Below are 22,789 nucleotides of genomic sequence, written 5' to 3'. Positions count from 1 at the left end.
AACAAGCATTTAGACGATTTGTCTGACTCGTTTAGCGATGGTGTTTACAGCAAAGCCAGCACGTGAACTCAGCTCTTTAATCCGACTCTTCATCTGAGAGCTGCTAACATCAACGGGCCCGTTCGTCGCAAAAAGAACCCAGTTACCATCGCCCGTAGTACAACTAAAAAGAGTATCGAATCGTTCACGCAGCCTGTCTAAAATCTCCACTTCACGATGATCACTCCAACAGTTAAGCACCAACCAACCCTTTTGACTTAATCGTGCCACTGCCGCATCGATAAACACCGCTTCAACTTGAATCTCATTTAATCCCTCAGAGGTGTATAAATCCGCAGTGATCAGATCAAACTTACGTTTTACTGGTCTTTGCAGATATTCATAGGCATCAGACACCTCAATGTTGATTCGTTTAGACCGAGGCAGATAGAAGTACCTGTGAGCAACCTCAACCACCTCAGGACTGATCTCAACAATCTCCTGTTTCACATTTGGCAAAATGGAGTGAAGCGCCCCATTCAGAGAGCCAGCTCCCAAACCTAGCGAGAGAGCACGGTTAGGAGAAAGATATAGAAGAGGATAGATCATCGCCCTTATAAAGGCATACTGAGGCACTTCTGGAGACTGTTTAAGGATACAGCTCTGCTCATCGGTTTCACCAAAGCTCAAATAGCGACAGTTTCCATCATCCAAAACAATGACAGAGCCAAACTCATCATGGCCGCGATAGATCTCTTTAGGCAGCATGACAACGATAGATCACGGTAGTACCTATGCCCAACTGACTGTCTAGCGTTAATTCAGCATTGTGTTGTCGTGCAATACCCTGCGCCAAACTCAACCCCAACCCTAATCCAGATCCAATAGATCGCGTGGTATAGAAGGGATCAAAGGCTCTCGCTCTCTGCTCATCACTCATGCCAACACCGCTGTCTTTAACCGATATCTCTATCTCACCACCCACTAAGCGACCTAGTATCCTGATCGTGCTCACCTCTTGAGACGCCAACACAGCATTCTCTATTACAGCGGCAAACATCTTCTCTAACTGTTTTGGATCGGCCACAACAAACAAGGCTTCAGGAAGCGACAATGTAGCTCCTTTAGGTAGAAGCTGAGTCAGCAAACTATTCAGATCAACAGACTGTCGCTGCAAACCCTGTTCGGAGTTGAATCTGAGTAACCCCTCGACTATCGATTGTATTCTGGTTACCCCCTGCAGTGACTCACGGGAAACCTCTTCGAGTTCATCAATCAATTCAGAGAAGTGGTGCCTGTTAAACCAATCTCTTAACTGAGGCAAGCTGGTCTCAGAGGAGTTAAGCAGCTCATTCAGTGTTGATAGTAGTGATGTTTGACTCGAAACATAATCCAAATTAGATCGCACAAACGCTAAGGGGTTATTGATCTCATGTGCCGCCCCGCTGGCTAGCTGTGCTACAGAGGAAAGCTTTTCAGCGGCAATGCGTTGCTCATTAATGGTTAGCAACTGCTGTCTAAGCAGAATATTTCGCTGCCCAACGGACAAGCGAGCCGCTAGCTCATCACGATTAATCGGTTTGGTTACGTAATCATCGGCCCCTGAAGAGAGACCATCAACAAGACTGGTTGTCTCGTCTCGACTGGTTACAAGAATGATGTGATTTGCTAGATGGGGATAAGCTAAGCGTATCTTTTCACAGAGGTCTGGGCCTGACAGACCTGGCATCTCCCAATCGAGTAGTAGTAGAGAGGGAGTGAGCCCATGTGATTGAATGTGCTCCCACAACTGGTCACCGGTTTCAAAAACACTAGGGTTATGGCCAATTTGTCTGGCTACAAATTCAAGCTGCGCCCTAAACGTTGGGCTGTCATCAGCAATCAGAAGCTGCATGTGAAATCTCAATAGAGGGGCCGAAGCCCCTTAGCGTTAAGGGCGTAAGTAAGCATAACCCTCTTTCTGAAGCTCCATCAAACGCACGACGCCAGAGGGTACTTTTTTGGCTTCACTCAGCAACACCAAATCCTTGCCAGCTTTCTTGCTCATTTTTGTATAAGTGTTATTACACGCCGAAAACTTGAAACTCTCATCCATACCTAGAGTTTCCAGACGCTCTTTTACCGGCGAATTTTCAAGATACATGTTTAAACCAGGGCCATAGGCAACCAGTTCAACAATCACATCATCACCTTTCGCTGAATAGTAAGCTTTAACATTTTGCGCATTGTTTAGTGCTAAGTTCATTACTTTAGGATCGTTTTCATCAACATGAATTGCGAGACGTTGAGTGTCAGCGAACGCTGAAGTTGAAACTAAAGCTGCAGCGAGTAGAAGTGTTTTTTTCATGGTAAAACCCTGTTTTTTTTAGTTATAAAAAAGCCCCGGCACTGCCGAGGCTTTCATTTTTAGAATCATAGGGTTAATTAGTCAAGCACTAGTCAATAACCCTAATGATTGAAGTGATGATATCGTGCTCATGGGCATCAACCTCTTCACGTTTAGCAACGTCATGAACTTTGACGATTGAGCCATCTCGACGTTTGATCTTGTAGGTCATGTCCCAGCCTTGCGTCTCACTGTCCTTGTAGTGATTAGCGACACGCTCCCTATCACCATGATCAACGATATCTAGGAAGGTTTCAGAATCTCTTAAGAGAACATCAGAGTTACGCATTGTGATCTGCTCTAAGCGCTGAGATACATGCAGGATCTTTGCAAAGCCTGGTGCTAGGATCATAACGCCTTCTGAAATAACTTTACCGACCTCATTTAACATGGCATCTACGAGAGAGGCATGATCAATCGATTCACTCAATTTGGTGGTTTCGGTAAAGGTCAGTACAGCACCCGAAATAATTCCTTGATCACGGCGATATGGGCTGATGTTCATAAGGTATTTTTCACCCTTACTTTCCAACTCCCGGCGCACAGGAGAGCCTGTCTGGATGACATTATCCAGAAGCTTTTCAAAATCTGGAACATCAATGTGACGAGGCAGCTTAGTCAACTTATGGCCTACATCGTCCGGCAAAATACCGAAGAGTCGAACGGCTTGCGGTGTGAATCGAGCGACGCGATGATCAGTATCCACCACGATCAAACCCATATCCAATGAACGCTGAATATTCACTAGGGTTTCATTACTGTCAGTCAACAGAATCGATTTAGCCTGTAACTCGTCGTTAACGGTAGTTAACTCTTCGTTGGTGGCTTGCAACTCCTCGTTAGTCGTTTCCAACTCTTCATTAGAAGCCTGCAGCTCCTCGGTCGACGCTTGCAGCTCTTCATTTAGAGCCTGAAGCTCTTCATTTGATGTCTCAAGCTCTTCAACAACAGCCTGAAGGTGATCGCGAGTACGTTGTAACTCCTCTTCTAACTCTTCAACCACTCCCGCATCCGCAGAAGCCTTAGGTGGATTATCGGTGCTGACGGCAGGAGTCTCTACAATACGGTTGAAACTCATGAGGTAGGCCTGAGTTTCACTGATGTTATCAACCACGCGTTGAACCGAAATATTAACGGTAGAGGTAACATCATCAGGAAACTTAAATCGCACGATGTGATCAATTCTGTCCTGCTCGCCATGGGAGACCCTATTGATCAAAGCGCGAACCTCGGTCTGTATCTGAGGATGTGACAGACTGACTATGTCAAAGTTAGCTTTACCTGGATTGATTTTTAGGTAGGGAGAGATATCCCCAAAGTACTTAATTGGTTGGAACTGATCACTCAACTGGATACTAGGAGGGGCAAAACTGTCGATCAGTGCTGAAAAGACCTTCTCCTCTATCCGGTGAGCTGGCGTTGGATTATTGGTGTTTTTTAATGACTGAACCGTATTGTTAATACCTTTCACCAATGCACCAGAGAAGCGACCATAAGAGACGGCACCTGGTTTACGCTTGTAGAGCTTGTTCGATTTATCTACAAAATCGAACAGTTTGTCACCCGTTGAACCTATGGATTCAGACTTTCCTAAGAATAGGTAGCCACCAGGGTTAAGAGCGTAGTGGAAATTATTGACCAACTGATCCTGCAGAGGGTTATTCAAATAAATCATTAAGTTACGGCAACTTACAAGATTCATTCTGAGGAAAGAGGGGTCTTTTACTAGATCATGCCTAGCAAACATACACATGTCTCTAACCCACTTTTTAATCCGATACTTATTAGCCTCTAGATCAAAATAGGTACTTAACACTTCAGGTGTAAGGTTTTCTACCGCAGCATCGACATAGACACCCTGCCTAGCGACATCTAGATTGAGCTCGTTGATATCAGTAGCAAAGATTTTAACGTTAAATCCTCTTAGAGTTGCCCCTAGACGCTCCGCCAACATAATGGCGATGGTGTAGACCTCTTCACCGGTAGCACAAGCAGGAACCCAAATACGAATGGAACCACTCTGTTCTGCTTGTTTAATGATGTTATCAAGAACTTTACCAAGTGCTTCAAACGCCTCTTCATCACGAAAGAAGCTGGTGACAGAGATCAGAAAGCTACGCTGAACTACCTCCAACTCATCAGGGTCTTTGTCTACATGCGCAAAATAATCATCGATAGAGTTGAGCCTTAACGCTGACATACGGCGCTGAAGTTGGCGCTCAAGCGTTGCGCGTTTGTATTGACGGAAATCCAGGCCAGTCTCTGTCAAAATACGCTCAATAAGAGTGTCGACTGAGACAACCGTCTCTTCATCTTTACCAACAGACTTCAACACCTCAGGACGGTGGTGACTGTCGGATAGGTAATTAGCAATCTCTTCTGGGGAAAGGATTAGATCAGCCAAACGCGCACGGATCGCTGAATTTGGCATGCCATTGTACTTAGCCGTATCCGGTTGTTGAGCAATCGTAATACCACCTGCATCACGCACTTCACGGAATCCCTGCGTACCATCAGAGCCGGTACCCGAGAGAACCACGGCAATGGATCGGCTTCCGTAGTTGATAGCTAGCGATTTAAATAGCTTATCGATAGAGGGCTTAGCACCCACATCATCAGAAGGTAACGAGATATGTAATCGACCATCAACCACTGAGATATCGGTATTGGGAGTATTAACGTAGACAGTGCTGGGTTTAATCTCGACCCCATCTTCAGCGCCAACCACTTCGTAATCACAGTTTTTAGAGAGCAACTCAACCAACAGACTGCGATGCTGAGGCGCCATATGCTGGGCAATAACAAAGGCTAAATGTTATTGGGTTGGGAGCTTCTTAGAAGGGCTGTAATCGCCTCAAGGCCACCAGCAGATGCCCCCAAAGCTACAACAATTAAACCATCAGACAACTCGGCAGGTCGCCGAGAATCATTCACATTATCCAAAACAGACCTCTAGTATCAGTGTTTATAGATTCAGAATAGTTGAATCATGTAAAAAAGGGAAAGTTATAAAAAAATAATCTGCATCCATCACTTTACTACTTGCAGAATAAATTTCACACCATAAAATACGCAGCCAAATACGACCGTAGCTCAGTTGGTTAGAGCACTACCTTGACATGGTAGGGGTCGGCAGTTCGAATCTGCCCGGTCGTACCAGACATTAAGCCTCGCATCAGCGGGGCTTTTTTGTGCTCTTCTGTTGGAGTCTTATCGAAGATGAGACGATACCCTATCGCGGCCTTTTCAAGACCGCTCCAACTTATACCCCATACAAAAGTTGAATATTGTTATAGACTTAAACAATCATAATTGTAACAGCAGTTATTTCTAATACTTGGCCTAATCTATTGGCCTTAGCTTTATCACAATAATTAATACTATTTCGTACAGAGGAATTTAGAGTGTCAGTCATTCTTAAAGAGAAATTCGAAGGCCCATCAGCTTGGAAAGGCAAAGATATAAAAGATGATGGATCTTGGATCTACCACTGGTCCGATGAGTCAATCGCCATTCTTGAAAAAGGACTTGCCGCAGTCAAAGCGAAAGGCCTAACTACACCTAACTTCACTAAAGAAGATTTCCCGATCACCGAGCTTGCGGAAGAGATCAACTACTTCAATACCGAGCTTGAGGATGGCAAAGGCTTCATACTTATCCGCGGCCTACCTATTGAGCGTTACACTGACGAAGAGACCGCAATTATCTACTACGGCCTTGGCCTTCATATGGGTATCCCTGTATCACAGAACATCAAAGGCGATATGATCGGCCACGTGAAAGATATCGGTGCAAAAGATCCTAAATCGGTCCGTGTTTATGAAACCAATGAGTATCTACCCTACCACGCAGACCTCTCTGACGTTGTCGGACTATTAAGTCTTCGCAAAGCCAAATCCGGCGGCATGAGCAGCTTGTCTAGCGCCATTACTCTTTTCAATGAGATTCAAGAAAACCATACCGAGTACCTTGGCCTGTTGCACCGCCATTTCCTAATGGAGCACATCAATAATGGTGATGCCGGCCCGGTACCAATTTTCAGTTACTACAAAGGCAAACTGAGTGCGATGCATCTGCGCCAGTACATTGAAATTGCACAAGAGAAAGCTGGACTGCCACTGTCACCAGTAGAGGTAGAAGCCTTTGATCTGGTTGATTCGATCTTGAATGACCCCGATATCCGCTTGGATATGATGATGGAACCGGGTGATATTCAGTTTGCTAATAACTATACAATTTTCCACTCTCGTACTGGCTTTGAAGATTACGAAGAGGAAGATAAGAAGCGTCATCTCCTACGACTTTGGCTGAAGATGCCGAACGCACGAGAGTGTGCACCTGACTTCCCTGGTAAAGAGGGTATCGCTAAGCGATAGTCGGTCTCTGTGTTATAAAAACCTCGCTTTTGCGGGGTTTTTTATTGGTTGTTGGAGTCTTGTCGAAGATGAGATGATTAACCCATCGCGGCCTTTGCAAGACCGCTCCAACAGACCGATCCAATATTTTAGAGGCTAGTCTTGTCCGGTATCGATTGCCGAGTGCTTCAACTGCTCTAGCTGATCGCGCAACTGAGCCGCCTTCTCAAACTCCAAGTTCTTAGCGGCTTCATACATTTTATCTTCCAATGTCGACAACGCTTTAGAGAGCTCTTTAGGCGACATCGCTTTGGCAGAGAGTTGGTACTCTGGCGTTGGTTCAGCCGCTTTACGAGCTGACTGTTTACCCACCTTCTTACCAGGAATGGTTGCCCCTTCCATGATGTCAGCAACGGACTTCTGAATACCTTTTGGCGTAATGCCGTGCTCTTCGTTGAATGCGATCTGCTTTTCACGACGGCGTGCGGTTTCATCCATCGCGCGCTGCATAGATCCGGTAATTCGGTCGGCATAGAGAATCGCACGACCATTTACATTACGCGCGGCCCGCCCAATGGTCTGAATCATAGAGGTATCCGATCGTAAGAAGCCCTCTTTATCGGCATCAAGAATCGTCACTAGAGAGACCTCCGGCATGTCGATACCCTCACGCAGCAGGTTGATACCAACAAGTACATCAAACTCCCCTATTCGAAGATCTCGTATGATCTCAACACGCTCCACGGTATCGATATCAGAGTGTAAATAGCGCACTTTGACATCATGTTCCGCTAGATACTCTGTTAAATCCTCGGCCATCCGCTTAGTCAGCACAGTTACAATAACTCGCTCACCTTTAGCGACGGTTTTCCGTACCTCCCCAAGCAAGTCATCGACCTGCGTTTGAGCCGGCCTCACTTCAACCACTGGATCGACTAAGCCCGTCGGTCTAACCACCTGCTCAACAATCGCTTGAGCATTAGCCGCTTCATATTTGCTGGGCGTGGCAGAGACAAAAATCATTTGGGGCGCTAGATGCTCCCACTCTTCAAACTTAAGCGGTCGGTTATCTAGCGCTGAGGGTAAGCGGAAACCGTACTCAACCAGCGTCTCTTTTCGTGAACGGTCACCACGATACATAGCACCCAACTGCGGAACGGTGACATGAGACTCATCGATCACCAACAACGCATTATCTGGAAGGTACTCGAACAGTGTCGGTGGCGGTGCACCGGCAGGCTTGCCTGACAGGTAACGCGAGTAGTTTTCAATACCTGAGCAGTAACCTAGCTCGAGGATCATCTCAATATCATAGAGCGTGCGTTGCTCTAACCGCTGCGCCTCCACCAACTTGTTGTTGTCGCGAAGCTGCTTGAGCCTCTCTCGCAACTCCTCTTTGATATGCTCGACCGCCTCAAGCAGTGTCTCGCGCGGAGTAACATAGTGGGTTTTAGGGTAGACCGTTGCACGCGGCACGCGACGCAATACTTCACCGGTTAACGGATCAAACCAGGCGAGCTCCTCAATCTCATCGTCAAACAGTTCAATGCGAAGCGCATCACGATCCGATTCTGCTGGGTAGATATCGATCACATCCCCTCGGACGCGATAGGTACCACGGTGCAAATCAATATCGTTTCGTGTGTATTGGAGCTCCGCCAGTCGACGCAGTAACCCGCGCTGATCAATTCGATCGCCCCGGTCTAAATGGAGCATCATCGCCAAATAGGATTTAGGGTCACCCAAACCGTAAATGGCTGAGACGGTGGCCACGATGATGGCATCGTCTCGCTCTAACAGAGCCTTGGTTGCAGAGAGTCGCATCTGCTCAATGTGATCGTTAACCGACGCATCTTTCTCGATGAAGGTGTCCGACGATGGAACATAGGCCTCAGGTTGGTAGTAGTCGTAGTAGGAGACAAAATACTCTACCGAATTATTTGGAAAAAACTCCTTAAATTCACCGTATAGCTGGGCCGCTAGGGTTTTGTTGTGCGCCAATATGATCGTAGGTCGTTGAACTTCAGCAATGACGTTGGCAACGGTAAAGGTCTTACCCGAACCGGTCACACCCAATAGAGTCTGCGACGCAAGACCCGACTCCAAACCATCCACTAGGCCAGCAATCGCCGTTGGCTGATCCCCTGCAGGTTCAAATTTGGATGAGACTTTAAACGGAGTTTTCATTCATCAGACCTAAAATATTAAAAAACGCGGAGTTATAAGGGTTTCAGGGGATTATAACGGAACTCAAACTCCTATATAATGTGCAACGCTTTATAAAAGCCACACGAACATTTCGTTTTTTGAGGATATTTCGATTGGACGTTCGACTCTCTAACCGCGTCAACAACATTAAGCCGTCACCTACTCTGGCTGTCACTAACCGTGCTGCTGAGCTTCGTGCTGCTGGTCAAAACATTATTGGCCTAGGTGCAGGTGAACCTGACTTTGATACTCCTGAACACATCAAAGCCGCTGCTATTGCAGCCATTAACAAGGGTATGACCAAATACACCGCTGTCGATGGTACACCAGCGCTTAAAAAAGCGATTATTGAGAAGTTCTCAAAAGACAACGGTCTCTCTTACGAGCCAAACCAGATTCTAGTCTCATCTGGCGGTAAACAGAGCTTTTTCAACCTATCACTGGCACTGATCAATGAAGGTGATGAAGTGGTTATCCCAGCACCCTACTGGGTCTCTTACCCTGATATGGTTCTGGTCTCTGACGGTGTGCCGGTCATTGTTCCAACGACTCAGGAACAGCGTTTTAAAATGACTGCTGAGCAGTTAAAAGCGGCTCTAACGGACAAAACTCGTCTTGTTGTTATTAACAGCCCTTCAAACCCAACAGGCGTTGCTTACACGCTTGATGAGCTGAAAGCACTAGCTGACGTACTGAAAGAGTACCCAGAGGTTCTGATTGCGACGGATGATATGTATGAGCACATTCGTTTTAATGACCAACCTTTTGTGAACATTCTTAATGCAGCACCAGAGCTTTACGATCGCACCATCGTATTAAACGGTGTCTCTAAGGCCTACTCAATGACTGGCTGGCGTATCGGTTATGCCGCAGGTCCCGCTAAACTTATCGGTGCAATGAAAAAGGTGCAGTCGCAATCGACATCTAACCCTTGTTCGATTGCACAGGAAGCGGCCCGTGCTGCACTGGAAGGCGATCAGGGTTGTGTTGCTGAGATGGTTGTTGCTTTCAAAGAGCGCCATGAATTTGTCGTTTCAGAACTGAACAAAATCGAGGGTGTTGAGTGCATCCCTGCCGATGGCACTTTCTACGCATTCCCAAGCTTCCAAGGTGTCATCGATGCACGTTCAGACATCAACGATGATATTGAACTGGCTGAATACCTACTTCAGGAAGCCGGTGTCGCACTGGTACCTGGTTCTGCATTCGGCGCGCCGGGCAATATGCGCCTCTCCTTTGCAACTAGCAAAGAGATACTGGCCGATGCGATTGAGCGAATCGCGAAAGCACTCGCCTAATCAGGTCTAACTGAACTACACTAAACCGGATCTCGTATCCGGTTTTTTTATGTACAGACCTTTGTTATTGATTTAGAAGTTGCTAATATAGCCTTCAATGACCATTTAACGAATTTAACAGGATCTTTTATGAACGCTCGCTTTGCAAAGCAGTCACTTGCGATTTCGATTGCCACCCTGATTTCAGCGTCAACACAGGCTGGTGTTTTGACCGATCTTTACAACAGCGCCCTTAAAAATGACGCCTCTTACCAAGAGAGTCGCGCATCTGCACTAGCAACAGAGACTGGGTATGACATCGCACTGTCTAATCTCTACCCAACGGTTGGTATGACCGCTACTCGATCTACATCGAACCCTTCAGGCAACTCTTCTACGACTAAAGGCATGACTCTGACGATCGATCAGACTCTTTTCAGTATGCCCGCTTGGTACGGTTATAAAGCAGCCAATCAGCTGCCAGAGATCACTCAGCTCTCTATAGAGGCTGCTGATCAGGGCTTGATGTTCCGCCTTGTCTCGACCTATCTTGGTGCTCTTAAAGCCAAAAACGGTCTAGAGGTCGCTGAAGCGCAGGAGCGCGCACTAAAACGCCGTCTAGATCAGGTGAACGCACAGTTCGAAGTGGGCTTAATTGCGATTACCGATGTGCTAGAAGCTCGCGCCTCTTATGATGATGCGCGCGCATCCCTGTTTACAGCACAGAGCGGTGTCGAAAGTGCTCTCGATTCGTTGGAGAAGATGACGGGCGTTAGCAGTGTCGATCTTAAGAAGATTAAAGCGAGTTACCCTATCGAGGGCATTACTGAAGGGTCAGAATCAGAGTGGGTAGAGAAAGCGTTGGCGGGTAATATCGCCCTTCGTCTGAAGAAATTGTCAGAGATTTCAGCCGGCTATGAAGCAGAAGCCTATGCATCTGCTCACCTGCCAACTCTATCATTCCGTTACAACGCACTGAGCGGTGATACTGCTTATGAAACACGTGGTGATTACAACACATCACTAACGCTAAGCATTCCGATCTTTAGCGGTTTTGAAACGACTGCGAACCAAGACAAGTACGCCTACAAACACACCGAAGCACTTTTCGCTTACGAAGGTGAAGTTAAAACGGTTAAAGCCGACACCCGCAAATTACTGCGTGACATCGAAGCGAGTGTTAAAACCGTTGAAGCTCGCAAAGTCGCACTGGAATCTCGTGAAAAAGCTCTAGAAGCAACTTCACAAGGGTTTGAAGTCGGCACACGTAACATCGTTGATGTACTTAACGCTGAAACCGCACTCTACGCTGCTAAAACAGACTACGCTGAAGCGCGTATCGATCACATCGCGCTTGTCACAGAAATGAAATCTACTCTAGGTACACTTAGCCCTGCAGACATTGAGTCTCTTGATAGCTGGCTAGAAGGTTAAGTGTATGAATGGTGCTGTCCGTCAGTACCTGCTAATTACGGGTAATTACTGGGCGTTCACCCTCACGGATGGCGCCCTTCGTATGTTGGTGGTGCTCTATTTCCACCAACTCGGTTACTCTCCTCTTCAGATCGCCTTTCTATTCCTCTTCTACGAACTCTTTGGGGTCGTCACCAATATAGTTGGTGGTTGGCTCGGAGCTCGTATTGGCCTGAATAGGACCATGAACATTGGGCTCGCCTTACAGATTGGCGCACTAGCCATGCTAGCAGTTCCTTCAGCCTATCTCACCATTCCCTGGGTGATGGCCGCCCAAGCGCTTTCCGGCATTGCTAAAGATCTGAATAAAATGAGTGCGAAAAGTGCCATCAAGCAACTGGTTCCTGAAAACGCCGAAAGCTCACTGTTTAAATGGGTCGCACTGCTTACAGGATCGAAAAACACGCTAAAAGGTGTGGGTTTCTTTATGGGTGGTGCCCTGCTAGTCTGGCTAGGGTTTCAAGGGGCGGTTACCGCGATGGCCGCGGTCTTACTGATTGTCTGGATCAGCTCTCTACTGCTGCTAAAAAAGGAGTTAGGTAAAGCGAGCTACAAACCTAAATTCAGAGAGATTTTCTCTAAAAGTGACTCCGTTAATAGACTTTCTGCTGCCCGGTTCTTTCTATTCGGTGCACGAGATATCTGGTTTGTGATTGCACTGCCCGTCTTTCTTGCCGATACCCTTAACTGGGGTGAAGAGGCAACTGGGGCGTTTATGGCAATGTGGATTATTGGCTACGGTATTATTCAAGCATCCTCGCCAAAACTGCTGAATAACAGAGAGCACCCACCCAGTCGTGACCGAGCCGTCACACTAGCAGCCCTGTTAACCCTAGTTCCAACCGCGATTGCTGCTCTACTCTTCGCAGAGGTCGAGCCCACCTGGGTCATAATGGTGGGTTTAGCGCTGTTTGCGCTGATCTTTGCCCTCAACTCAGCCGTTCACAGCTATTTAATTGTTAGCTATGCCAAAGCAGACGGTGTCTCGTTAGATGTGGGGTTCTATTACATGGCTAATGCCATGGGGCGCTTGATCGGCACCCTGCTATCGGGTGCACTGTTTCAGTGGACTGGATTAGGCGTTGCGGGGCTAGTGGCTTGCCTTGCTGGATCTGCGATTATGGTTTTAGCAGCGGCGCTGCTCAGCCGAAAACTGCCAATCTAACCCAACCTTATTAATGCAGTGTCGGTGGCTCTTCATCATCGACAAATAGAGGCTGACCTTCTGAATCCATTCCGATGGCGCCCTTTTCAATGGCATGATCCACCATTTGAGCTACCATCATCTCAGTCAGATGTGCACTAAGAATCATGCCAGCGGGTGGATCTTGATTGAACATCTCGGGATCCACCAATCCATCGTTTCGTAACCCCAACATTAAAGGGTTTTCGGCCAACAGCGGTGCCAAATCATCTGGAGCAAAAACAGCATAGTCCGACGCAATTTTAAGACTGAGCTGATAGGCATCCATCGTCTCACTGCTCAGCGCACTTTCGAAGGCTGTTTCAGCCGCAGCGAACAGATCAGAGAGCTGACTCCGTCCACTTTGCGGAACGAACTCTTTAGGGGTTTTCGTGTAATCGACACCTAAAACGGGTTTGCAGAGGTCCAGTTCATGCGCATCAACCAACAGATCGCCATGCTCATCACGCTCTAACCAGTCGCGCTTGGTCGCAACCATCATTAGACCATCCATACCCGCCGCCACAAGATTGGCACTGATGATCGCTCCGATGGTCGGGTTTGCACCCTCCTCTTCACTCTCGATCAGATCACCGGCACGTGAAGCCAACAGGCGTGGCGCTGATAGAATGAGCTTTACTAACTCGTCAGCTGGCAAGGCTAAACGCCTATGAGCAAGCTGGTGAGCCGTTTTAAAGGGGTAGCTGTGGCCGTTAGCCTCCATCTCTTTGAGATAGGCTTCGCGAAGGTCATCAAGCAGTTCGGTCAACTTGTCACTCATATTAGTGCAGATTGATACCAATGGGTTTAATGTCAGATTTAATCTGATCAAATTCAGATCTGAGCTGGGATAGCGGCGATAGCCCAAAATCACGTGGACAGGCTGGAAGTTCATACCAATCCAAGGCCCAAATTCGCACCATAATCTCGTACTCACCAATCAGCGCATCCAGTAGAATCATGACTGCCTCAACTCGCGGATCCATATCGAGCACGGTCGGTGCATCTTCCATGTAGATTGCGAGCTCTAACTTGCCATTAATGGTGCGCAGTGAATACCAGTAGTCGTTGATCTCACAGAGCTCTCCGCCCAGATCGACGGTGCGTGGCACAGGATCATGACGCTCATTGAAGGCGCGTACTTGGAAGCCATTCAGTTTAGGCGCAGCACCGACCAGTGTTAACACACTGTGAATCGACTCTGGGTAGCCATCACAACCAAAGACCAACTGAACAGGACCATCCTCTTGATTACGCTCAAAATGGAACGTCAGGTTAGAGTCGATCTCTTTCAGTGTCGGTCTGTAATCCATAAGCACACGCTCACCTTGCTCAGCGAGCTGCTCGAGCGTGGCGTGTTGAAGGGCATCTAGGGTAATCGCAAGATCATCCCAAAAGGCTTTAATACTATCGACTTGTTCTTGCATATTAAGTGCGTGGTAAGGTCACACCCGTTTGACCCTGGTATTTACCACCACGATCACCGTAGGAGACTTCACACACTTCATCACCGCCAATAAAGAGCATCTGAGCTACACCCTCGTTAGCATAGATCTTAGCAGGCAGCGGCGTGGTATTAGAGAACTCAAGTGTCACGTGACCTTCCCACTCTGGTTCGAGCGGTGTGACGTTCACAATGATGCCACAACGTGCGTAGGTACTTTTACCCAAGCAGATTGTTAGCACATCACGGGGGATCTTGAAGTATTCAACAGTGCGAGCCAGTGCAAAGGAGTTTGGCGGGATGATACAGACATCCGACTTCACATTAACAAAGCTCTCGCTGTTGAAGTCTTTAGGGTCGACAACCGATGAGTTGATGTTGGTGAAGATTTTAAACTCGTCAGCACAACGAACATCATAGCCGTAGCTAGACGTACCGTATGAGACGATCTTTTCACCATTCACTTCACGAACCTGACCCGGCTCAAACGGATCAATCATCTGTTGCTGTTCCGCCATGCGACGGATCCACTTATCGGCTTTGATACCCATTACTTATCACCTAAAAAGAAAACCGCGAAATAATAGCAAAAAAGGCTCCAGAAATAGAGCCTTTTCTTTACACATCAATCATCCATGATGTTGATGAAAGGCGCCTCAGCCTGTGTGTGATTGGCAAGCACTTCACTGACGGAAGCCGCAACCCTTTGATAGAGGCTGGCATACTCAGATTCAGGTTCGGCAATGACGATGGGTGTGCCCGAGTCGGCCTGCACGCGAATTGGCATTGCCAAAGGTAACTGACCCAAGAGCTTGGTTTGATACTGCTCTGCCATCTTATCACCGCCACCTTCCCCAAAAATGGGGTCAACATGACCGCAGTTTGAACAGACGTGCACGCTCATGTTTTCAATGATGCCTAGCACTGGAATATCGACCTTACGGAACATCTCAATGCCCTTCTTGGCATCAAGCAGCGCAATATCCTGAGGCGTGGTTACGACGATGGCACCATCGACCGGTACCTTTTGCGACAGCGTCAATTGAATGTCACCTGTACCAGGCGGCATATCGATCAGCAGAAGATCCAAATCATCCCATTGTGTCTGCATCAACAGCTGCTGAAGCGCACTACTTACCATGGGACCACGCCACACCATAGGTGTATCTTCATCGATCAAATAACTGATCGACATAGTCTGAATGTCGTGCGCGACGACGGGAATAAAGTACTTCTCTTCAGCTGTTTTCGGGCGAGTACCTGCAGGTACACCAAACATCATTGCTTGGCTGGGACCGTAAATATCAGCATCCAACACGCCGACACGAAGACCCTGTACAGATAGAGCAGCTGCCAGGTTAGCTGTGACCGTCGACTTACCCACTCCGCCTTTACCAGAGGAGATCGCGACAATTTTTTTAACACCCGCAAGATTTTCAAGTTTCTGAGACACGGTACCACCCAAACATAATAACCAAGTAATTTAGTAGGATTATTTCAAAAAGAGGATCGATTAACTAGACCTTCTTAGTAAGGTATACGCCACATTCGACATGATGGGTGTATGGGAACTGATCAAACAGAGCAAAACGCTGCACGTCGTGAGTCTGAGACAGTATCTCTAAATTCTCTTTTAAGGTTTCAGGGTTACAGGAGATATAGACAATCGCCGGGTAGGTCTGCACTTGCTTAACGGTCTCTGCATCTAAACCTGCACGAGGCGGATCAACCAGTACGGTTTGAAAATCAAAGCTGGTCAGATCCAACCCTTCGGTTCTACGAGAAGTACGAGTGCCTTGAAGTACCTCAGTAAACTCTTCTGAAGAGAGGCGCAAAATAGAGACGTTCTCAACACCATTTACCTCAATGTTGTACTGCGCACTGCGTACCGACTCTTTAGAGATCTCAGTACCGACAACTCGATCGAAGTTCTGCGCTAGCGGCAGACTGAAGTTACCGTTACCACAGTAGAACTCCACCAGGTCGCCCCTAGCATCTTGAGTTGCATCCAACGCCCACTCGATCATCTGTTCACACACCTTAGCGTTGGGTTGGGTGAAACTGTTTTCGGTCTGTTTGTAGGTGAAGGGCTGACCATTGATCTGAATCGTTTCAATAACAAAATCACGATCCAACACAATCTTGTTTTTACGTGAACGGCCTACAATATCAATGCCAAACTCTTCACGAAGGGGTTTTGCCGCCTCAATCCACTCTTCTCCGATCGCGCGGTGGTAGAGCATGCTGACCAACAGCTCCCCTTTTAAGGTCGCTAGGAAATCTATTTGAAATAGACGTTTACGCAGCTCAACGTCACCTTTTAAACGCTCGAGAAAATCGAACATCATCGATTCAATGCGCGTATCGACCATTTTGCATTCTGTCACCTTGACCGGTTTGCGCTTATCTCCCGGTTCAAACATCACGTAGTCGATCTCATCACCATCATGCCAAACTCGAAACTCTGCTCGCATACGGTAGTTCTCTGGTGGGGAGCGAAACAGCTCGAGCTCGGGAAGATCAAACTCTGAGAATAACTGCTGCATTGTTTCTGCTTTTTCAGCAAGTTGCTGTTCGTAGAGGGCAGGATCAATAACCGGTAAAGATGACATGCAATGGGTGCCTTTAAACGTCTAAAAAGAGTAATTGGGGCGCAGTGTAACAGTGCATTGAGTAGTGACCAAACCTGAGACCTTTAATCAATCGAAGTAAACGCGTAAAATCGACGCTCAATTTTTTCGTAGTAGATAGTGATTAACCTAGATGACTGATTCTAATCGCAAGATTCTTGTTACCAGTGCCCTGCCTTACGCTAATGGACCTATTCACCTGGGCCACCTAGTTGAATACATCCAAACCGATATTTGGGTTCGCTTCCAAAAGCAGCGCGGCCATCAATGTACATACGTCTGTGCAGATGATGCTCACGGTACACCGATCATGCTGAAAGCGGATCAGATGGGTATCTCACCTCAAGCATTGATCGACAAAGTCAGTGAAGAGCACCAGCGTGACTTCTCAGGTTTTTTGGTCAACTTCGACAACTACTACTCGACGCACTCGGAAGAGAACAAGCAGTTTGCTGAACTGATCTACACGCGTTTACGAGATAAAGGTCACATTGCTCGTCGCACCATCACTCAAGCGTACGATCCTGAAAAGGAGATGTTCCTTCCGGATCGTTTCATCAAAGGTGACTGTCCAAAATGTGGTGCGGAAGATCAGTACGGCGACTCGTGTGAAAAGTGTGGTGCAACCTATGCCCCGACTGAACTGAAAAATGCCTACTCTGCTGTATCAGGTGCAAAACCGATCGAGAAAGAGTCTGAGCACTACTTCTTTAAGCTTGAAGATTTCGAATCCTTCCTTAAAGGCTGGGTAGACACACACGTTCAGGATCAGATGAAACACAAGCTGAATGAGTGGTTCGAATCCGGTCTTCAACAGTGGGATATCTCACGTGATGCGCCCTACTGGGGATTTGAGATTCCTGACGCCCCTGGCAAATACTTCTACGTTTGGTTGGACGCTCCCATCGGCTACATGGCTAGCTTTAAAAATTGGGCGGATAAAAATGGCGTCGATTTCAATGAGTACTGGTCAGAAGATAGCAGCGCTGAACTCTATCACTTCATCGGTAAAGACATCGCCTACTTCCACACCCTATTCTGGCCTGCTGAACTGCATGGTGCAGGATTTAGAACACCAACAGGGGTTTTCTGTCACGGTTTCCTAACAGTCGATGGACAGAAGATGTCTAAGTCTCGTGGCACCTTTATTATGGCCGAGACCTACCTGAAACACCTACGTCCAGAGTATCTACGCTACTACTTTGCAGCGAAACTGGGCTCAGGTATTGATGACATCGACTTAAGCTTAGAGGACTTCCGTCTTCGTGTTAACGCCGATCTAGTTAACAAAGTCATCAACATTGCGAGCCGTTGTGCAGGATTTATCACTAAGAAGTTTGATGGCCAACTGGATAGCACACTGGCTCAACCAGAGCTCTATAACGAAGCAGTTGCCGCTGGTGATTCGATTGCAAATGCTTATGAAAAGCGCGAGTACGCCAAAGCGATGCGCGAAATCATGGCATTAGCCGATAAAGCCAACCAGTATATTGATGCAGCTGAGCCTTGGGTATTGGCTAAGCAGGAAGGTAAAGAGGCTGAGGTTCAAGCCTGCTGTACCATGGGCATTAACCTATTCCGAGTAATCATTAGTTACTTAACTCCAGTTCTTCCAGAGGTATCTGAACAAGCTAAAGGCTTCCTTAATATTGAAAGCTTTGCTTGGGATGAGATTCAAACACCTCTACTGGACCAAAAGATCAACAAGTTCAAGCCGCTTATGCAGCGTGTAGAGCCTGAAAAGATCGAGGCGGTCATCGAAGATTCAAAACAGAATCTACAAGCCGCTGCGCCTGTTAAAAAGGCTGAGCCTAGTAAAGAGCCCATTGCTGAGACCATCGAGTTTCCAGACTTTGCCAAAGTCGATCTTCGTGTCGCTCGCATCGCTAAAGCTGAGCATGTTGAAGGTGCTGACAAACTCCTTCGATTGACGCTTGATCTAGGCGATGAGACACGCAATGTCTTTGCAGGTATCAAATCGGCCTATGCTCCAGAAGACTTGGAAGGCAAACTGACCGTTATGGTCGCTAACCTTGCACCGCGTAAGATGAAGTTTGGAATGTCTGAGGGGATGGTACTAGCGGCTGGACCTGGCGGTAAGGATCTTTGGATATTAGAACCCCATGCCGGCGCTCAGCCAGGAATGCGCATCATGTAAGCCCTGTTTTCGAACAGTGCGTCTTTTTAAAAAGGAGCTTCGGCTCCTTTTTTATTACCTCTTGTTGATTAAATTACATCCCAATAAGAAGAGAATTAAGCTAAATCTTAAGCATCCTGAAAAATTTTAATAATCCGTATAAGTTAATTCAGTTTGGTTATTAATAACTTTCGTAGTAGATTATAAAGATTAGTTTTAGGTTAATTCTATTTAGTTATGGAATGGCCATATTATATAGGCTTAGCTTCTATGCTGAGCCAGGGTTATCAACAGCCATCCTCGGGTGGATACTATAAGAGAGGTGAAATCGATGAGAATCGGTGTACCCCGCGAGAACGAAGAAGGCGAAAAACGCGTCGCCCTCACTCCAGACGTTGCAGTTAAAATGCAAAAGCTGGGTTTCGACATCTCGATGGAAAGCGGCGCTGGCGCAGATGCTAGCTATGCGGACGAAGAGTATGAGAAAGCTGGTGTAGAGATCATTAAAGATCCTAAAGAGCTATGGGGTAATTCAGACATTATCCTGAAGGTTCGCCCACCTAAAGCCCACCCTGAACTTGGTTTCAATGGCGTAGAGTTGATGAAGAAGGATCAAACCATCATCAGCTTCCTATACCCAGCGATGAACCCTGAGATGCTCAAAGAGATGGCTGATCATGGTATCAATGCACTGGCTATGGACTCTGTACCACGTATTTCACGTGCACAGAAGATGGACGCCCTATCTTCAATGGCTAACATCGCGGGTTACCGTGCTGTTGTTGAAGCAGCGCAGCATTTCGGTCGCTTCTTCACTGGTCAGATCACCGCAGCAGGTCGAATCAACCCAGCTAAAGTACTGGTTATCGGTGCCGGTGTTGCCGGTCTTGCCGCTATCGGTGCTGCGAAAGGCATGGGTGCCATTGTTCGTGCATTTGATACTCGCCCTGAGGTTAAAGAGCAAGTTGAGTCGATGGATGCTGAATTCCTGATGCTCGATTTCGAAGATGACGAAGATGGCAGCGGTTCTGGCGGTTACGCTAAGACCATGAGCCCTGAGTTCATCAAAGCAGAGATGGATCTATTCGCGGCTCAGGCTGCAGAAGTGGATATCATTATCACTACCGCACTGATCCCTGGCAAAGAGGCACCTGAGCTGATCACTGAGCGTATGGTCGCTAACATGAAGCCTGGCTCTGTCATTGTTGACCTTGCAGCGGAAGCGGGTGGTAACTGTAAACTTACCGTCGCTAACGAAGTGGTTAAGAAGCACGATGTCACTATCATCGGCTACACCAACCTACCGAGCCGTCTTGCAGCGCAATCCTCTCAGCTCTATGCAACTAACATGTTGAACCTGTTGACTGAACTTTGCCCAGAGAAAAACGGCGAAATCGACATCAACATGGAAGACGAGGTGATTCGTGGTGCGACGGTTGTCAAAGAGGGCAACATCACTTGGCCACCACCAGCGCCTCGTATCTCGCTTGCACCTAAAGAGGACGTCGGCCTTAAAGCGAAGCAAGAGCTTGAGCCAGAGGTTGAAAAACCGGCTCACCCACTTGCGTTCCTGATCCCTCTACTGATCGCCGGTGGCGCTCTATTTGGATTGGGTTCTGTTGCTCCACCTGAGTTCATTGGCCACCTAACCGTATTCGTATTGTCATGTTTTATCGGATACATGGTTATCTGGGGCGTATCGCACTCACTGCACACACCATTGATGTCTGTCACCAACGCAATCAGTTCCATTATTGTGATTGGCGCTTTAATTCAGATCTCAAGTGACAATCCAGTGGTGATGGCGCTTGCCGGATTGGCTGTGTTCATTACCAGCATCAACATTGTGGGCGGTTTCGCCGTAACACAACGCATGCTTCGCATGTTTAGGAAGTAAGGAGATAATCGATGACTTCAGGAATTATTACAGCTTCCTACATTGCAGCCAGCGCCCTGTTTATCATGGCACTAGGCGGTCTTGCGCATCAGGAGTCTGCACGTCGCGGTAACTTCTATGGCATGCTGGGTATGGCGATTGCTGTCGGTGTTACCATCGTTGGCCTAGTCTCTAACAACTACGGACTTCTGGTCGGTGGTATTGTTGTCGGTGGTATCATTGGCTACATTCTGGCGCAACGTGTAGAAATGACCTCTATGCCTGAGCTAGTGGCGATTCTTCACAGCCTTGTGGGCCTAGCAGCCGTATTTGTGGGTTGGGCGAATGCTCTAGAGCATGCACCACTCACCGGTGTTGCTCAGTCGATTCACGCCGTTGAAACCTACCTTGGCATTCTGATCGGTGCGATGACCTTCTCTGGTTCCGTCATGGCTTACTTGAAACTAAGCGGGAAGATTGGCGGACGCCCTCTTCAACTACCAGGTCGTCACCTATTCAACATTGCACTCGGTGTGATCGCTTTATACTTCATGATTCAGTACATGGATACAGCGGCAACTGGCGGTGTCTTTGAATTGACGGTTATGACCATCATCGCACTGGTATTTGGTGTGCACATGGTGGCAGCGATCGGTGGTGCTGATATGCCTGTTGTAGTCTCAATGCTGAACAGCTACTCAGGTTGGGCTGCTGCAGCGATGGGCTTCATGCTAGGTAACGATCTACTCATCGTCGTCGGTGCTCTAGTCGGTTCAAGTGGTGCTATCCTCTCTTACATCATGTGTAAGGCGATGAACCGCAAGTTCCTAAACGTAATCTTTGGTGGTATTGGTCAGAAAGCTTCAAGCGGTGGTCCAGCAGGCCCTGCGGGTAATGCTGAAGACATTCGCTCGGTTGAATCGGATGAAGCGGCAGACATGCTTCTTAACGCTAAAGAGGTCATGATCCTACCAGGTTACGGTATGGCGGTTGCTCAGGCTCAACACACCGTATTCGAGATCACTAAGAAACTTCGCGACAAAGGCATCAACGTTCGCTTTGGTATTCACCCTGTAGCGGGTCGTATGCCTGGTCACATGAACGTACTGCTTGCTGAAGCGAAAGTACCTTATGACATCGTTTACGAGATGGAAGAGATCAACGAAGACTTCCCTAACGTTGACGTATCTATCGTTATCGGTGCCAACGACATCGTCAACCCTGCAGCACAGGAAGTACCAGACAGCCCTATCGCAGGTATGCCTGTACTTGAGCCTTGGAACGGTAAACAGACCATTGTCATGAAACGTTCTATGGGTACTGGTTATGCGGGTGTCGATAACCCACTCTTCTACAAAGAGAACACACGCATGCTATTCGGTGATGCTAAAGAGCGTTTGGATCAAATCCTTAAAGCGATTAGCTAATCCAGAGTTGATACTAAAACGGCACCCTCGGGTGCCGTTTTTTTTATGAGTAATCATTATCAGGAAGGCTGATATCAACCAGCAGAGGTTCAACCTTGTCGCCCTGCAACCCAATCATTTCGTCATAATAGGATTGATGCTCTAGCACCGCCCTTTCAACCCTTAATCCTTTGAACGGAATCTTGGCCGCTAGCTGAGATCGAAACACCTGAGGGCGCCCAGTGTCGTCAACTAGGGTTGATTGCCCAGTCTCAGTCGTTAATTGAACCAGATAGTGTTCACATTCAAAGGACTTCAATCTCAATTCAGATATAACCGGACGCTCACGATTGAGCTGCTCGATAGTTACTTTCATATGGCTTCCTTAAATCTACTTTTCAGGTTACGTCAGCTATACTCTTTCGGACCAAGCAT

At 47.5% G+C, this 22,789-nt stretch carries 18 protein-coding genes and 1 tRNA gene; 8 read left to right on the top strand and 11 right to left on the bottom strand.

What is annotated here, in order from left to right; all coding sequences use genetic code 11:
• Positions 1-9: 9 nt before the first annotated feature.
• The 4 genes from XMM383_RS01780 to XMM383_RS11830 form a co-directional block, all read right to left on the bottom strand.
• Complete coding sequence (locus XMM383_RS01780) at positions 10-747, bottom strand: spermidine synthase (protein WP_173494422.1); 738 nt, start codon at positions 745-747, stop codon at positions 10-12.
• Complete coding sequence (locus tag XMM383_RS01775; protein WP_173494421.1) at positions 737-1,873, bottom strand: sensor histidine kinase; 1,137 nt, start codon at positions 1,871-1,873, stop codon at positions 737-739. Before XMM383_RS01775 ends, XMM383_RS01780 begins: the two co-directional genes overlap by 11 nt.
• 36 nt (positions 1,874-1,909) lie before the next feature.
• Entirely contained in the window at positions 1,910-2,326 is a 417-nt protein-coding gene (locus XMM383_RS01770; protein ID WP_173484500.1) for a DsrE family protein, read from the bottom strand.
• Between the two features lie 88 nt (positions 2,327-2,414).
• Entirely contained in the window at positions 2,415-5,165 is a 2,751-nt protein-coding gene (locus tag XMM383_RS11830) for a CheR family methyltransferase (RefSeq protein ID WP_371744226.1), read from the bottom strand.
• Positions 5,166-5,447: 282 nt separating this feature from the next.
• On the opposite strand from XMM383_RS11830, the gene XMM383_RS01760 reads away from it, so the two are divergent.
• Positions 5,448-5,524: transfer RNA gene (locus XMM383_RS01760), tRNA-Val, on the top strand.
• Between the two features lie 245 nt (positions 5,525-5,769).
• Positions 5,770-6,741 (top strand): TauD/TfdA family dioxygenase, encoded by a 972-nt coding sequence (locus XMM383_RS01755; RefSeq protein WP_173480883.1) that lies wholly within the window; start codon positions 5,770-5,772, stop codon positions 6,739-6,741.
• A 135-nt stretch (positions 6,742-6,876) separates the two neighbouring features.
• On the opposite strand, the gene uvrB is transcribed toward XMM383_RS01755, so the two are convergent.
• Positions 6,877-8,907 carry an excinuclease ABC subunit UvrB gene (uvrB, locus tag XMM383_RS01750; protein ID WP_173482455.1) on the bottom strand — a complete coding sequence of 677 codons (2,031 nt, stop codon included), beginning with the start codon at positions 8,905-8,907 and terminating at the stop codon, positions 6,877-6,879.
• Positions 8,908-9,041: 134 nt separating this feature from the next.
• Between uvrB and XMM383_RS01745 the strand changes: the two genes are divergently transcribed.
• The 3 genes from XMM383_RS01745 to arsJ all read left to right on the top strand — a co-directional run bounded on the left by XMM383_RS01745 (position 9,042) and on the right by arsJ (position 12,843).
• Positions 9,042-10,226 (top strand): pyridoxal phosphate-dependent aminotransferase, encoded by a 1,185-nt coding sequence (locus XMM383_RS01745; protein ID WP_173484498.1) that lies wholly within the window; start codon positions 9,042-9,044, stop codon positions 10,224-10,226.
• A 129-nt stretch (positions 10,227-10,355) separates the two neighbouring features.
• Positions 10,356-11,639 (top strand): TolC family outer membrane protein, encoded by a 1,284-nt coding sequence (locus tag XMM383_RS01740; protein WP_173494419.1) that lies wholly within the window; start codon positions 10,356-10,358, stop codon positions 11,637-11,639.
• A 4-nt stretch (positions 11,640-11,643) separates the two neighbouring features.
• Entirely contained in the window at positions 11,644-12,843 is a 1,200-nt protein-coding gene (arsJ, locus tag XMM383_RS01735; protein WP_173494418.1) for an organoarsenical effux MFS transporter ArsJ, read from the top strand.
• 10 nt (positions 12,844-12,853) lie between these two features.
• Here the strand turns inward: arsJ and XMM383_RS01730 are convergent, their stop codons facing one another.
• From XMM383_RS01730 to trmA, 5 genes are all read right to left on the bottom strand, one after another.
• Complete coding sequence (locus XMM383_RS01730; protein ID WP_173494417.1) at positions 12,854-13,642, bottom strand: hypothetical protein; 789 nt, start codon at positions 13,640-13,642, stop codon at positions 12,854-12,856.
• Position 13,643: 1 nt separating this feature from the next.
• On the bottom strand, positions 13,644-14,288 hold the full coding sequence (locus tag XMM383_RS01725) for a hypothetical protein (protein ID WP_173480877.1): 645 nt from the start codon (positions 14,286-14,288) through the stop codon (positions 13,644-13,646).
• Position 14,289: 1 nt separating this feature from the next.
• Complete coding sequence (gene dcd / locus XMM383_RS01720) at positions 14,290-14,856, bottom strand: dCTP deaminase (protein WP_173480876.1); 567 nt, start codon at positions 14,854-14,856, stop codon at positions 14,290-14,292.
• A 74-nt stretch (positions 14,857-14,930) separates the two neighbouring features.
• Positions 14,931-15,758: an iron-sulfur cluster carrier protein ApbC gene (gene apbC / locus XMM383_RS01715; RefSeq protein WP_371731518.1), complete on the bottom strand. Its 828-nt coding sequence runs from the start codon at positions 15,756-15,758 to the stop codon at positions 14,931-14,933.
• A gap of 64 nt (positions 15,759-15,822) precedes the next feature.
• Positions 15,823-16,917 carry a tRNA (uridine(54)-C5)-methyltransferase TrmA gene (trmA, locus tag XMM383_RS01710; protein WP_173480875.1) on the bottom strand — a complete coding sequence of 365 codons (1,095 nt, stop codon included), beginning with the start codon at positions 16,915-16,917 and terminating at the stop codon, positions 15,823-15,825.
• Between the two features lie 151 nt (positions 16,918-17,068).
• Here trmA and metG point away from each other — a divergent pair, with 151 nt between their 5' ends.
• From metG to XMM383_RS01695, 3 genes are all read left to right on the top strand, one after another.
• On the top strand, positions 17,069-19,093 hold the full coding sequence (gene metG, locus XMM383_RS01705) for a methionine--tRNA ligase (RefSeq protein WP_173482451.1): 2,025 nt from the start codon (positions 17,069-17,071) through the stop codon (positions 19,091-19,093).
• Between the two features lie 310 nt (positions 19,094-19,403).
• A complete protein-coding gene (locus XMM383_RS01700) occupies positions 19,404-20,969 on the top strand; it encodes a Re/Si-specific NAD(P)(+) transhydrogenase subunit alpha (protein WP_173480873.1) in 1,566 nt (521 codons plus the stop codon).
• 11 nt (positions 20,970-20,980) lie between these two features.
• A complete protein-coding gene (locus XMM383_RS01695) occupies positions 20,981-22,375 on the top strand; it encodes an NAD(P)(+) transhydrogenase (Re/Si-specific) subunit beta (RefSeq protein WP_173480872.1) in 1,395 nt (464 codons plus the stop codon).
• A gap of 43 nt (positions 22,376-22,418) precedes the next feature.
• Here the strand turns inward: XMM383_RS01695 and XMM383_RS01690 are convergent, their stop codons facing one another.
• The gene (locus tag XMM383_RS01690) at positions 22,419-22,730 is read right to left on the bottom strand and encodes a DUF6482 family protein (RefSeq protein ID WP_173480871.1); all 312 of its coding nucleotides are present in this window, start codon (positions 22,728-22,730) and stop codon (positions 22,419-22,421) included.
• Positions 22,731-22,789: the final 59 nt, after the last annotated feature.

It is taken from the genome of Marinobacterium sp. xm-m-383 (assembly GCF_013283255.1).
Lineage (GTDB): Bacteria > Pseudomonadota > Gammaproteobacteria > Pseudomonadales > Balneatricaceae > Marinobacterium_E.
This window is presented reverse-complemented; position numbering and strand designations above follow the sequence as displayed.

Bases quoted from the DNA above. Each gene is read 5' to 3' on its own strand.
- XMM383_RS01725 (WP_173480877.1), bottom strand. From the start codon at position 14,288: ATGCAAGAACAAGTCGATAGTATTAAAGCCTTTTGGGATGATCTTGCG.
- XMM383_RS01700 (WP_173480873.1), top strand. From the start codon at position 19,404: ATGAGAATCGGTGTACCCCGCGAGAACGAAGAAGGCGAAAAACGCGTC.
- trmA (WP_173480875.1), bottom strand. From the start codon at position 16,917: ATGTCATCTTTACCGGTTATTGATCCTGCCCTCTACGAACAGCAACTT.
- arsJ (WP_173494418.1), top strand. From the start codon at position 11,644: ATGAATGGTGCTGTCCGTCAGTACCTGCTAATTACGGGTAATTACTGG.
- XMM383_RS01775 (WP_173494421.1), bottom strand. From the start codon at position 1,873: ATGCAGCTTCTGATTGCTGATGACAGCCCAACGTTTAGGGCGCAGCTT.
- dcd (WP_173480876.1), bottom strand. From the start codon at position 14,856: ATGGGTATCAAAGCCGATAAGTGGATCCGTCGCATGGCGGAACAGCAA.
- XMM383_RS01780 (WP_173494422.1), bottom strand. From the start codon at position 747: ATGCTGCCTAAAGAGATCTATCGCGGCCATGATGAGTTTGGCTCTGTC.
- uvrB (WP_173482455.1), bottom strand. From the start codon at position 8,907: ATGAAAACTCCGTTTAAAGTCTCATCCAAATTTGAACCTGCAGGGGAT.
- XMM383_RS01695 (WP_173480872.1), top strand. From the start codon at position 20,981: ATGACTTCAGGAATTATTACAGCTTCCTACATTGCAGCCAGCGCCCTG.
- metG (WP_173482451.1), top strand. From the start codon at position 17,069: ATGACTGATTCTAATCGCAAGATTCTTGTTACCAGTGCCCTGCCTTAC.
- XMM383_RS01730 (WP_173494417.1), bottom strand. From the start codon at position 13,642: ATGAGTGACAAGTTGACCGAACTGCTTGATGACCTTCGCGAAGCCTAT.
- XMM383_RS01740 (WP_173494419.1), top strand. From the start codon at position 10,356: ATGAACGCTCGCTTTGCAAAGCAGTCACTTGCGATTTCGATTGCCACC.
- XMM383_RS01690 (WP_173480871.1), bottom strand. From the start codon at position 22,730: ATGAAAGTAACTATCGAGCAGCTCAATCGTGAGCGTCCGGTTATATCT.
- XMM383_RS01770 (WP_173484500.1), bottom strand. From the start codon at position 2,326: ATGAAAAAAACACTTCTACTCGCTGCAGCTTTAGTTTCAACTTCAGCG.